Source organism: Streptantibioticus ferralitis (assembly GCF_029223525.1).
Taxonomy (GTDB): Bacteria; Actinomycetota; Actinomycetes; order Streptomycetales; family Streptomycetaceae; genus Streptantibioticus_A; species Streptantibioticus_A ferralitis.
Window position 1 is genome coordinate 102007 of record NZ_JARHTQ010000018.1, and the last position, 10998, is coordinate 113004.

The window sequence follows — 10998 nt, forward strand, 5'->3', positions numbered from 1 at the left end:
ACCTGCACAAGCAGCGCTCTCCGAAGGTCCCGTCCGTGTCACTTGACGAGTCCCAGGTTCCTGTCGTCGGCGTGGCCGGCGACCAGGAGGGTGGTTTCTTCGACGCGCTGGAATCGCCCGTCGGGGGCGAACTGGGCGAAGAGGTACACCTCGGTGCGGGAGGCGCGGCCGTTGTGCTGGGTGAGGGTGACGGTGTGGCGGTCGGCGTAGCGCGGACCGTCGCGCAGTTCGTCATGGACCTCGATGTGCCCGCTGCGGACCAGGGAGCGAAGGCGAGCCATGTGCTGGGCGAACGAGTTCCGATCGCTCCACACGCCGTCAGTGCGCTGGCGGTAGTCGGGGGTGAAGTGTCGATCGAGGGCTTCGGTGAGGTCGAGGCCCGGGTTGAACAGCAGGTCGTTGATGGCTCGGGTGATGTCGGTCGGAGTCATCACTGCGTTCTCCCGGAGGGTGTGGTGGTTGTGGTATAGGAAGGCCCTGGCTCTTGGAGCCGGGGAGGATGCGACGCCGGCCTACCCGGTAGAAGCCTGGGCGGGGGGTGGGCTTCAGCCATGGCAGGTGACGCCTTCGCGGACGGGGGTGAAGTCCAGCGACAGGGACACGGGACCGCGGGTGTACAGGCCGGTCTCCCGGTAACGGAAGCCAGGGCTGTAGCGGACCTGGTCGAGCAGGGGAAGCAGCAACGCGGCCACGGTCTCTATCTCGGCGCGGGCGAAGGCTGCACCGACGCACTGATGAAGTCCGGTGCCGAAGGCCAAGTGCTGGGCGCCGGCGGTGAAGGAGCGAGCGGTGCCCAGATCCGGGCGGTGGATGTCGAAGGTATCCGGGGCGGTGAAGGCGTCGGGGTCACGGTTCGCCGCGCCGATCATGCAGAAGACGGTGGCGCCCGCCGGGACGACGGTGCCGCCGAACACGGCGTCCTTCTCCGCTTGGCGGGGGATGAGCTGGACGGGCGGGCTGTAACGCAGTGTCTCGGCGATCGCGGCGGGCAGCAGGGTCGGGTCCTGGCGGACCTGTGCCATCTGCGCGGGGTGGTCGATCAGGTGCTTGAAGAGGAGGGCGAGGGTCTTGTCGGCGGGCTCGACGGCGGCGACCAGAACGTTGATGATCAGCGCGGTGACGTCGCGGTTGCTCATGGCGATGCCGTCGAACTCGGCCGTGCACAGCTTCGATATCAGGTCCTCCCCGGGTTGGCGGCGCCGCTGTTCGATGACAGGGACGAGGTAAGCCTCCAACTGCTCGGCGCAGTCCATGCAGTGCTGACGGCGTTCGGGAGTGAGGACGATGCTGGTGACGAACTCGCTGACCCCGCTGAGCCAGGCGGTGACCTGCTGCCAGTCCCTGTTGTCCAAGCCGAGGACGTCGAGCGTCACGTAGACGGCGAAGGGCTTGCCGAAGTCGTTGACGAGGTCCATCCGTCCCCGGGGAAGGAAGGGCGCGACGAGCTCGGCGGCGTTGGAGTGGATGGCGCGTATCTGATCCTGCAGGGCCTGCCCGGTGAAACCCCGGACGACGATCTTTCGCTTGGCGGTGTGCTCGGTCCCGGTCATCTGGGCGAGGACCGGCCCGCGCATTACCGGCTCGGCGCGCACCTGCAGCGTCTGGGTGGTGAACGCCTCATGGTCGGTCAGCACCCGCTTCACGTCCTGATGGCGGGAGAGGAAGTAGCTGTCGATGGCCGGCTCGTAGTGCACCGGCGACTGGTCTCTCAGCCGGGCGAAGTACCGGCAGGGAGCGGCGGCGAAGTCCTCGGACAGGATGCTGAAGCGGGGATCGACCATGAGCTGGCGGACCTCTCAAGGGGAACGGGCACAGAGGGAACGCTGGGGCGGCAGGGCTTCGGTGACAGTGAGCATCTTGAGCAGCTCTGATCGGGACTGGCCGTGTGAGAGAACCCGGCCGATGAAGGTCTGCTCGCCGAGTTCTCAGGCTGGCGGTAAGCCACGAGCGATTCGCCGACACCCAGGGCCAGGGTCGGTAGGAAGAAGGAGAGTTCGGCCGACATGCGGGAAGCGATGCGCTCCGCCTGCTGGTGCGTGACAGGGGCGGTGGTCCGCGGCCCCGTGCACCGTGCGCAGACGACCGGGCACCGCTTTCCGCGCCGTGGCCGGGCAGGCAGCTCGCACTCTGGGCAACGTTGTCGGTTCCCACGTCGGGACGGTCGATAGGGTCCGTCAGGGTGGCTCGACGCCGACCCACCCATTGAAATTGTCGTGTGGACTATAACCTGCCGCCGAGCGGGCTGGACCTGGCGGTGGAGGACGCTCAGGCTGTCGTGGACACGGAGTTGCGACGCCAGATCAAGCAGGGCGGACCCGGCAGACGGGAAAGCCGATCGGGGGCGACAGTGTCCGCGCCCAGTGATCATGGTCAGTGTGGGGGCGGCTGTGAGCTGGTTGACTGCTTCCGGATGGGTGTGGGGCAGCGGCCCCGCAACTCCTGGAACTACTCGACGTCGATCCAACCCGACCACGCTGGCTGGACACTCGCTTTCCTGTAGCGGCGTGCGGCGTCCGTAACGCACCGTCAGCCCCTGGACCTGCTCGGCGAAAGTGACCCGCTCGCAGCCGGTGTTGTCGCAGAACAGTCGCCGGATCATCAGCTGGATGCAGGCCCGGCGTCCACCGACCGCCGCATCGTCGAGACGGCGCACGTACCCGCTGTGCCGCCGGCTCGACGGCGCACCGCAGTCCGGACACGGCACCGCCACGGTCGAGGATGTCCTGGCCTCGATCCGCAGCAAGTCCCTCTCAGACACCATGGATTGCACCCGCACCCCGCCGAGGTGCGGCAACATCACCGTCAACAGCCCCTCACACAGGGCGAGCATCACCATCCAAGCGACGGAGCGTCACGGAAGCACGGTGGCACGGACCGGTTTCACGGAAATCTTGGAAGAGCCCTTGATCTCCCCGCTGGCGGACATCAGAGGTCCCCGCTGGTGGACGGGTGTGGACAGTGCTGGACAGTCCCTGGCCCTGTCGGGCCTGGAAAGTGGACACCGTCCGACACGAGTCTGTGTGCCATGAACGTTGCACACCCGCAGACGGACCCGGCAGCACGCCGGTCCCCCCGGACAGGAGTGGTCTTGGCGGCACTGGCCGTGGCCCAGTTCACCGTCATGCTCGCCGCCTCGATCGTCAACGTGGCGCTCCGGCAGATCCTCGCCGGGATCGGCCCGTCGGAGGGCGTGACCACCCGGGTGGTCAACGCCGACGCCCTCGCGTTGCTCAGTAGCGACAGTTTCTGTCTCTGACAGAAGCGAGCGCCAGAAACGGCGATCGGCTTCCGCCCGTAGTTCGTGGGTGCCCGCCTCGGTCTCCAGTCGAGCGGAAACCACGCCTGATCCGGTATCAGAAGAAAGGAGCCAGGTGTCATGGACGCCCTGCGTACCCCACCCACCTCGCCCACCGCCCAGAACCCCTCGCCCGCCCCGGGCCGCACGCCCTACCCGCGACGCTGGGCCGCGCTGGCCGTGCTCGCGGTCGCCCAGTTCATGGTCGTGCTCGACTCCTCGATCGTGAACATCGCCCTGCCGGACATCGGCATCGGACTGCACATGACGGCGTCCTCGCTGTCCTGGGTGGTCACCGCCTACGTACTCACCTTCGGCGGACTGCTTATGCTCGGCGGCCGGATCGCCGACCTCCGCGGTCGGCGCGGGACCTTCCTGACCGGACTGATCGGATTCGCCGCCGCATCGGCGGTCGCCGCCTTCGCGCCCACAGCAGGCACCCTGATCGCCGCCCGCGCCGTCCAGGGATCAGCGGCGGCGCTGATGTCACCGTCCGCCCTCTCCCTGGTCACCACCCTGTTCACCGGCAGCGAGCGAGCCAAGGCGCTCGGGGTGTGGGGCGCGGTCGCCGGCAGCGGCGGTGCAGCGGGCGTGCTCCTGGGCGGCGTGCTCACCGGCACCTTCGGCTGGCCCGCGATCTTCTTCGTCAACCTCCCCGTCGCGGTGGCGGTGGCCGCAGGTGCCCTGCGCTACGTGCCCCGCAGCAGCGGGACCCGAGGCCGCATCGACCTTCCCGGGGCAACCGCCCTCACCACGGGACTCGCCGCGATCGTCTACGGCCTCTCACAGAGCCACGACAAGGGGTTCACCTCACCCCTCGTCCTGACCGCCCTCGGCCTCGGCGCGGCCCTGCTGGCGGCCTTCATCGCGACAGAGCGGGCGGTCCCCCAGCCCCTGGTGCCGCTGCGGATCTTCCGCCTGCGCACCGTCACCTCCGCCAACGCCGTCATGGCAGCGATCGGCGCGGCCACCGTGGGCCTGTTCTTCTTCCTGTCCCTCTACATACAGCAGATCCTCCACTACACGCCCCTCAAGGCCGGGCTCAGCCAGCTCCCCCTCGCCCTGACAATCACCACGGCCGCCTGGCTGGCGCCACGGCTCGCAGCCCGCACCAGCATCAAGACCCTCCTGGTCACTGGGCCACTGCTGCTCACCGCCGGCCTCGGCTGGCTCTCCACCGCCTCCGTGCACGGCACTTACACCGGCGTCATCCTCGGGCCCGCGCTGTTGGTCGGAGCAGGCCTGGGCCTGTCCTTCGTCAGCGTCAACGTCACCGCCGCCGCCAAGGTCGCTCCGAGCGACGCCGGCCTGGCCGGAGGCCTGATCAACACCACCCAGCAGGTCGGCGGAGCCCTCGGACTCGCCCTGCTGACCGCCGTCGCCACCAGCCGCACCGGAACCAACCCCAGCCTCGCCTCGGTCGACAGCGGCTTCCAGGCAGCCTTCCTCACCGCAGCGGCCATCGCCGCTGCCGCCGCCCTCATCGCCGCCCTCATCGCCCCCCCGCACCGGCCGGCCCACGACAGCGCCGGCGACCAGCAAGGCCCCCTGAATACCCCGCCCCCCGAACCCCGACTCTCAGTGCCCAAGCCCGAATGGACATCACCATGAACACCAACACCCCGCAGCCCCAGCAGGCCCCGATCACCGCCGTCGACGAGAACGCCCCCGTCATCGTGCGGGTCTCCACCACCGTCAACGCTCCCCTCGCCACCGTCTGGGACCTACACACCGACATCGCGGGATGGGCCCGGTGGAACGCGAACGTCGAAAGGATCGAGTTCGCCGGCCCACTCACCCCCGGAGCGAGCTTCCACTGGCTCACCCACGGCCTCGAGATCACCTCCACCCTCTTCCAGGTCGTACACGGCGAGCGCATCGTCTGGGGCGGCCCCGCGAACGGCATCGACGGCATCCACGTATGGGCCTTCGAGGAGCACGACGGCGCGGTGACCGTCCACACCGAGGAGTCCTGGAGCGGTGCTGTGGTCGAGGCCCAGCCCGACCAACTGCAGCAGGCCCTGGAGCAGTCCCTGACCGACTGGCTGCGCCGGCTCAAGACCGAGGCCGAGAACCGCTAGCACAGCCGCCACCGCAGTCCCACGCCCTACCCAACTGCCGACCACACCAGACGCATCGAGGTTCCTGCCATGACCAGCAAGCCGTACCTGACCGGCCACTTCACCCCCGTCGCCGAGGAGACCACCGCCACCGGCCTCACCATCGAGGGCTCGCTGCCCCCCGAGCTGACCGGCCGACTGCTCCGCAACGGCCACAACCCCAAGCCCGGCATCACCCCGACCCACTGGTTCAAGGGCAGCGGCATGGTCCACGGCATCCGCCTGCGCGAGGGCCGCGCCGAGTGGTACCGCAACCGCTGGGTGCGCACCCCCGCCCTGGACGGCGCCCCCTACATGACCGAGCACGGACCCGAACTGACCGCCAGCGCCGCCGGGACCCACGTCATCGAACACGCCGGACGCCTGCTGGCCCTGTGTGAGGCCAACCTCCCCTTCGAGCTCACCCCGGAGCTGGACACCGTCGGCGCCTACGACTTCGGCGGCAAGCTCCGCAACGCGATGACCGCCCACCCCAAGGAGGACCCGGTGACCGGGGAGCTCCACTTCTTCGGCTCCTCGCCGCTGCCGCCGTTCCTGACGTACTACGTCGCCGACGCCAAGGGCGAGATCGTCCACAGCGCCGAGGTCCCAGGGGCGACCGCCTCGCTCAAGCACGACTTCGCTCTCACCCGCCGCCACGTCGTCTTCATCGAGGGCAACGTCACCTTCGACCCGACCGAACACTCCGGCATCCCCTACGGCTGGAGCGACGGGCAGCCCGCCCGCATCGGTGTCATGCCACGCGGAAACGACGGCGCCCGGCACATCCGTTGGTTCTCCATCGAACCGGGCAACGTGCTGCACGTCGCCAACGCCTACGAGGACGGCCAGGGCCGCGTCGTCCTGGAAGGCCCCACTGTGGACCGCGAGGGTTTCCAGCTCTCCTGGAACTGGTGGGTCGGCGCGCCCGGGCGCGGTACCGAGCCCGTCTCCCGCTCCTACACCCGCCGTTGGGTGGTCGACATGGCCGACGGTACCGTCGACGAGCAGATCATCGACGACCTCGCGGTGGAGTTCCCCACCCTCAACGAGGAGTACCTGGGCGCCGAGCACCGCTACCAGTACGCCATCTCCTTCCCCGACGAGAAGGGCTTCGGCGGCTACGGTGTCGCCAAGTACGACCGCACCACCGGCGCCCGCCGCATCCACCAGGTCGGCGACGCCCGCATGCCCAGCGAAGCCGTCTTCGTCCCCGCCGCCGGAGCCACCCGCGAGGACGACGGCTACCTGCTCACCGTCGTCTCCGACATCAAGCAGGACGCCTCCCGCCTCCTGGTCCTGGACGCCTCCGGCCTCGACCAGATCGCCGCCGTCCACCTGCCCCACCGGGTGAGCGCCGGACTCCACGGCTCCTGGATCCCCGACACCGCTCCGCAGCTGAGTTGACCTCAGACCTCCGGATTCCACCCTCCAACCCGGATCCCGGCCCCGCATCACGATTGATAACGAAAGGCACTGTCATGAACCTCCGCAAGCCCCGCATTCTGATCACCCTGTCCGCCGCCGCTGTCGGCGTCACCCTCCTGGGCGGTACCGCCTTCGCCGACAAGGCTCCCGACCGCGACATCCCGAGCCAGGTCACGGCCTGGGCCGCGGCCTGGAACGGCACCGACCCCCACCAGCTCGGCAACCTCTTCACCAGCGACGGCACCTACACCGACGAAGCCGTCGTCCTCACCTCCCACGGCCGCCAGGAGATCAGCGGATGGAAGGCACGCACCGACATGCTCATCGACAACGTCCACGACACCGTGACCGGCGCCTACCGAAGCGGTGACCACATCACCATCGAGTCGGTGTACGCCGGGCACATCAAGGGCGCACCCAAGCCCTTCGCGGTGCCCATGGCCACCATCCTCGTCCTCGACGGGAAGCAGATCGCCAGCGATAAGGACTACTACAACCTCAACGCGGTTCTCACCCAGTCCGGCCTGCCCACTGACTGGACCCCCGGCAAGTAACCCTCACAGTCCTGAGCGAGCCCGCCGACCCAGAGCAAGGCCTGGCCAACACCGAGTGCAGACGCCGGAGGTCCCGGTACCCACCAGCGGGTACCGGGATCTCCGGCGGTGGTGGAAGCCGACGCGAGCCCGCGCGGCAGGTGACAACATCTCGACCCGTCAGTGGCAACCATCGCGCTCAACTCGGAGAGAAGGCCCAGGTCATGGTGGAGTCCCGGTGACATCTACCTCGACCAGGCCGACAAGACCGGCGGCCTCCTCTGGCCCGTCCCCGACGAGCTGCCCGCCGCCTGATCAGGGCACCACTCGGAGCGACGTGGCCTTGGGCGCAAAAGCGTCCAGGCCGCGTCGGGGCGGAGTGCTCCGACGCATGCCCGGCTTCGGCACTCGATCTGATTGACCATCGGGCGCCTCCACTTTCGTCCTTTCCGTTGATCGCCGTGTGGGCCCCGGGCGGGTAGATGTGGCGTCATCAGGCTGCGCGGGCCGGGACAGCAGAGAAGGGACGCTCGACGCACGGTGGCCGAGGTGCTGACTGGCGGGGTGGACCGGTTCGGCCGTGCGTACACGCTCGGTCCGGGGTCGGCGGACCGCAGTCCGTCCAGCACCGTTGACGGCGCCTGTCGCGTCGTCAACGGCCCGCGAGGGCTTCCGTTTCGGCGGCGTAGAGCTGGGCGGGGTCGAATCCCATGCCGGTGAAGTGGCCGGCGAGTTCGAGGGAGAGCACGCCGTGGAGGCGGGTCCAGAAGGTGAGGGCACGGCGGAGCGCTGACGGCGGGGCCGGGTGCTGTCCGGCCCAGGCCCGGCGCTCGGCCAGGTGCGGGTCGAGCGGGGACGGCGCCGTGGCGGGCGGTTGCTCGGCGGTGCAGGCGTCGAGGAGGACGGTCATGATCTCGGAGGTGATTCGCGTGGTGTCTTCGGGCGCTTGGTATCCGGGCACGGGGGTGCCGTAGACGAGGAAGTACCGCTGGGGGTCGGCCAGAGCCCACTGGCGCAGGGCGTGCGCCAGGTCGCCGAGGTCGGCGCCGGCCTCGGCGCGGGCGCGGAAGGTGTCGGCCAGGCTGCGGTAGGCGTCTTTGACGAGTTCGGTGATCAGCTCGTCGCGGTTGGCGAAGTACCGGTAGAGGGCCGGTCCGCTCATGCCCATCTGCTTGGCGATGGCGTTGAGGGACAGGGCGTAGGCCCCGGCGGCAGCGAGCTGTGTCCAGGCGTGTTGCTTGATTTCCTCCCGCACCTGGGCGCGGTACCGCTCCCTCGGAGTCCTCGTGTCCGCCTCGATCACGACCTGTCCCCCACTCTCTCGAATGCAGCACCCCCGTTCAGTTAGAGGCTATCACTAACGCTCTTGACTCTCACCCATCGTGGGAGTTATAACTTCTAGCGAACGCGAATCCATCTATCAAGAAGAGGGGGCGGTCATGGGTAGCGCACACCTCGTCCAGGTCGTTCTGCCGGGCATCGTGGCTCCGGAAGGCCTGAAGATCCGCCAAGCAGCCGTACCGGACGCCGGCCGGGGACAGATCGTGATCGCCATGGAGGCGACCGGCGTCTCGTTCGCCGAGCAGCAGATGCGCCGCGGGCGGTACTACGACCAGCCGCCGTTCCCGTTCGTGCCCGGCTACGACCTCGTGGGTCGGGTGCTGACGACCGGCCAGGGTGTCGACCCGGGCCTGGCCGGGCGGCGGGTGGCCGCGCTGGTGAAGGTCGGCGGGTGGGCCAGCCATGTGGCGGTCGACGCCGAGGACGCGGTCCAGGTCCCGGACGGCATCACGGCGGCGGAGGCCGAGACCGTAGTGGTCAACGGCATCACCGCCTGGCAGATGCTGCACCGCAAGGCCCGGGTGCGCGCCGGGCAGACCGTCCTGGTGCACGGCGCCAGCGGCGGCGTGGGCTCCGTCCTGGTCCAACTCGCCCGTGCGGCGGGCGTGAACGTGATCGGCACGGCCTCCGCCCGGCACCACGACGCCCTGCGGGACCTGGGCGTCGTCCCGGTCGACTACCGCGCTGGCGACGTGCCCGCCCGGGTCCGGGAGCTGGCGCCCAGCGGGGTGGACGCCGTCTTCGACCACGTCGGCGGCCGAAGTGTCACCGACTCCTGGCACCTGCTCGCCCCCGGCGGCACCCTCGTCGCCTACGGCAGCGCCTCCACCCGCGACGACACCGGCTCCAAACAGTGGCCCGTGCTGAAGATCCTCGCCCGCACCTGGCTCTGGAACACCCTGCCCAACGGCCGCCGCGCCCACTTCTACAACATCTGGGCCGGCCGGGCCCTGAGCAAGGACCGCTTCCGCGCCCGGCTGCGGGCCGACCTCACCGAGGTCTTCGCCGCCGTCCGCCGCGGCGACGTCACCGCCCGCATCGCCGCCCAACTGCCGCTCACCAGGGCTGCCGAGGCACTGCGCCTCGCAGAGTCCGGCACCGTCACCGGCAAGGTCGTCCTGACCCCCTGACCCGCTGACCCCCTGACGCGCACCGCCCCTGGATGTCGCCGCCCGCCGGCCGTCGGACGAATCCGACCAGCCCCCCGACCTCAGCCGGCAACCCGCTGTGAGCATCGCCCGGGGCCGAACACGACGAACGCGGCGCCGAAGAGCCGGACAACCGAAGGCGCGGTGAGCAGGGCCGCGCGCATCCCAGTGCAGCCGTCCTGCGCGCGCTCACGCGGACGCTGCGCCTGTCCGGCACCGAGTACGAACTGGCATGCCGCCCGGCAGGCCACGCCGCCGAACGAGGCGGACTGATGCCGCAGCACATCGGCCCGAGCGTGCAGCGCCTGCTCGACCGTCTCGCGGACACCCCGATCGCCGTCTTCGACGCGGCCTGGACGCTGCTAGAGCACAACGATCTGTGGACCGCGCTGCACGGCGACATGCGCGGCCGCGGCGGCCGGTCGGCGAACCCGGTGTGGAGGTCCTTCCACGACGCCCCTGGACGGGTGCGACACCTGTTTCCAGACGATCACAAGAAATCCCTCGTCGCCGACCTGCGCGACGTAGCGACGCGCTACCCAGCCGACCGCGAGCTGGCGGACATGACCGCGAACTGCACACATCGAGCCCCGAATTCGCCCGCCTGTGGAATAACTCCACCGTCGCGTACCACGGGAACGAACGTAAGACCGTCGACCATCCCGAAGTCGGCGAACTCGAACTCAACTGCGACGTGTTATCGGTACACGGCACAGACCCGCGCATCATCGTCTTCACAGCGGCACCCGGCAGCGAAGCAGCCGACAAGTCACGACTGCTGACGGTCCTCGGTATCGAGGACATGCCCGCGCCACGATTGCCCGGATCCCAACAGAAGCCCACTCCAACGCCGCGGCGCAGTGCCGAACCGGCGTCATGGCGTATTCGTGACCGGCGAATTGCTGATAGGGACACCGTCTCAATGGCCGACCCCGCCCGGTCAAGGATCGGCTGGCATGCCCGCGCGCCGCCGGCGGGGCGGGCGCTTCTTGGGGGCAGCGGCCACCACATATGACCAGGCGGACGGCTGGTGGTCGCTCATCGTCACCTGTTTGGGCTGCTTCTTTCAGCCTGGGAACTCTGGTCACTTCCGTCCCAATCGCCGTGGGCACAGCGGGTAGGCTGGCGCGCTGTCGCGGTCTGAGCCGTTAGGA

Annotated in this window: 11 protein-coding genes and 1 pseudogene; 8 read left to right on the forward strand and 4 right to left on the reverse strand. The window is 69.3% G+C overall.

Annotated features, from left to right (window positions below):
- Window positions 1–38: 38 nt before the first annotated feature.
- The 3 genes from P2L57_RS24875 to P2L57_RS24885 all read right to left on the reverse strand — a co-directional run bounded on the left by P2L57_RS24875 (window position 39) and on the right by P2L57_RS24885 (window position 2836).
- On the reverse strand, window positions 39–431 hold the full coding sequence (locus tag P2L57_RS24875; protein ID WP_275818244.1) for a nuclear transport factor 2 family protein: 393 nt from the start codon (window positions 429–431) through the stop codon (window positions 39–41).
- Window positions 432–545: 114 nt separating this feature from the next.
- Window positions 546–1781 carry a cytochrome P450, cyclodipeptide synthase-associated gene (locus P2L57_RS24880; protein WP_275818245.1) on the reverse strand — a complete coding sequence of 412 codons (1236 nt, stop codon included), beginning with the start codon at window positions 1779–1781 and terminating at the stop codon, window positions 546–548.
- Window positions 1709–2836, reverse strand: coding sequence for a transposase family protein (locus P2L57_RS24885; RefSeq protein WP_308292514.1), 1128 nt, complete (start codon window positions 2834–2836; stop codon window positions 1709–1711). The genes P2L57_RS24880 and P2L57_RS24885 overlap by 73 nt, the downstream gene beginning before the upstream one ends.
- Before the next feature lie 252 nt (window positions 2837–3088).
- On the opposite strand from P2L57_RS24885, the gene P2L57_RS24890 reads away from it, so the two are divergent.
- The 6 genes from P2L57_RS24890 to P2L57_RS24915 all read left to right on the forward strand — a co-directional run bounded on the left by P2L57_RS24890 (window position 3089) and on the right by P2L57_RS24915 (window position 7670).
- Complete coding sequence (locus P2L57_RS24890) at window positions 3089–3256, forward strand: hypothetical protein (RefSeq protein WP_275818246.1); 168 nt, start codon at window positions 3089–3091, stop codon at window positions 3254–3256.
- 120 nt (window positions 3257–3376) lie between these two features.
- A complete protein-coding gene (locus tag P2L57_RS24895) occupies window positions 3377–4906 on the forward strand; it encodes an MFS transporter (RefSeq protein ID WP_275818247.1) in 1530 nt (509 codons plus the stop codon).
- On the forward strand, window positions 4903–5376 hold the full coding sequence (locus P2L57_RS24900; protein ID WP_275818248.1) for an SRPBCC family protein: 474 nt from the start codon (window positions 4903–4905) through the stop codon (window positions 5374–5376). The genes P2L57_RS24895 and P2L57_RS24900 overlap by 4 nt, the downstream gene beginning before the upstream one ends.
- Before the next feature lie 69 nt (window positions 5377–5445).
- The gene (locus P2L57_RS24905; protein ID WP_275818249.1) at window positions 5446–6801 is read left to right on the forward strand and encodes a carotenoid oxygenase family protein; all 1356 of its coding nucleotides are present in this window, start codon (window positions 5446–5448) and stop codon (window positions 6799–6801) included.
- Between the two features lie 74 nt (window positions 6802–6875).
- Entirely contained in the window at window positions 6876–7376 is a 501-nt protein-coding gene (locus P2L57_RS24910; protein WP_275818251.1) for a nuclear transport factor 2 family protein, read from the forward strand.
- Between the two features lie 162 nt (window positions 7377–7538).
- Window positions 7539–7670: a hypothetical protein gene (locus P2L57_RS24915; RefSeq protein WP_275818253.1), complete on the forward strand. Its 132-nt coding sequence runs from the start codon at window positions 7539–7541 to the stop codon at window positions 7668–7670.
- Between the two features lie 337 nt (window positions 7671–8007).
- On the opposite strand, the gene P2L57_RS24920 is transcribed toward P2L57_RS24915, so the two are convergent.
- Complete coding sequence (locus tag P2L57_RS24920) at window positions 8008–8658, reverse strand: TetR/AcrR family transcriptional regulator (protein WP_275818255.1); 651 nt, start codon at window positions 8656–8658, stop codon at window positions 8008–8010.
- 136 nt (window positions 8659–8794) lie between these two features.
- Between P2L57_RS24920 and P2L57_RS24925 the strand changes: the two genes are divergently transcribed.
- Both P2L57_RS24925 and P2L57_RS24930 read left to right on the forward strand, forming a co-directional pair.
- Window positions 8795–9826, forward strand: a complete 1032-nt coding sequence (locus tag P2L57_RS24925) for a medium chain dehydrogenase/reductase family protein (protein ID WP_275818257.1) — start codon at window positions 8795–8797, stop codon at window positions 9824–9826.
- A gap of 290 nt (window positions 9827–10116) precedes the next feature.
- A pseudogene (locus P2L57_RS24930) lies at window positions 10117–10859 on the forward strand (MmyB family transcriptional regulator).
- Window positions 10860–10998 lie beyond the last annotated feature (139 nt).

Excerpts from the sequence above, each read along its gene's own strand:
- P2L57_RS24875 (WP_275818244.1), bottom strand. The coding sequence starts at position 431 with ATGACTCCGACCGACATCACCCGAGCCATCAACGACCTGCTGTTCAAC.
- P2L57_RS24880 (WP_275818245.1), bottom strand. The coding sequence starts at position 1,781 with ATGGTCGATCCCCGCTTCAGCATCCTGTCCGAGGACTTCGCCGCCGCT.
- P2L57_RS24885 (WP_308292514.1), bottom strand. The coding sequence starts at position 2,836 with ATGGTGATGCTCGCCCTGTGTGAGGGGCTGTTGACGGTGATGTTGCCG.
- P2L57_RS24895 (WP_275818247.1), top strand. The coding sequence starts at position 3,377 with ATGGACGCCCTGCGTACCCCACCCACCTCGCCCACCGCCCAGAACCCC.
- P2L57_RS24900 (WP_275818248.1), top strand. The coding sequence starts at position 4,903 with ATGAACACCAACACCCCGCAGCCCCAGCAGGCCCCGATCACCGCCGTC.
- P2L57_RS24905 (WP_275818249.1), top strand. The coding sequence starts at position 5,446 with ATGACCAGCAAGCCGTACCTGACCGGCCACTTCACCCCCGTCGCCGAG.
- P2L57_RS24910 (WP_275818251.1), top strand. The coding sequence starts at position 6,876 with ATGAACCTCCGCAAGCCCCGCATTCTGATCACCCTGTCCGCCGCCGCT.
- P2L57_RS24925 (WP_275818257.1), top strand. The coding sequence starts at position 8,795 with ATGGGTAGCGCACACCTCGTCCAGGTCGTTCTGCCGGGCATCGTGGCT.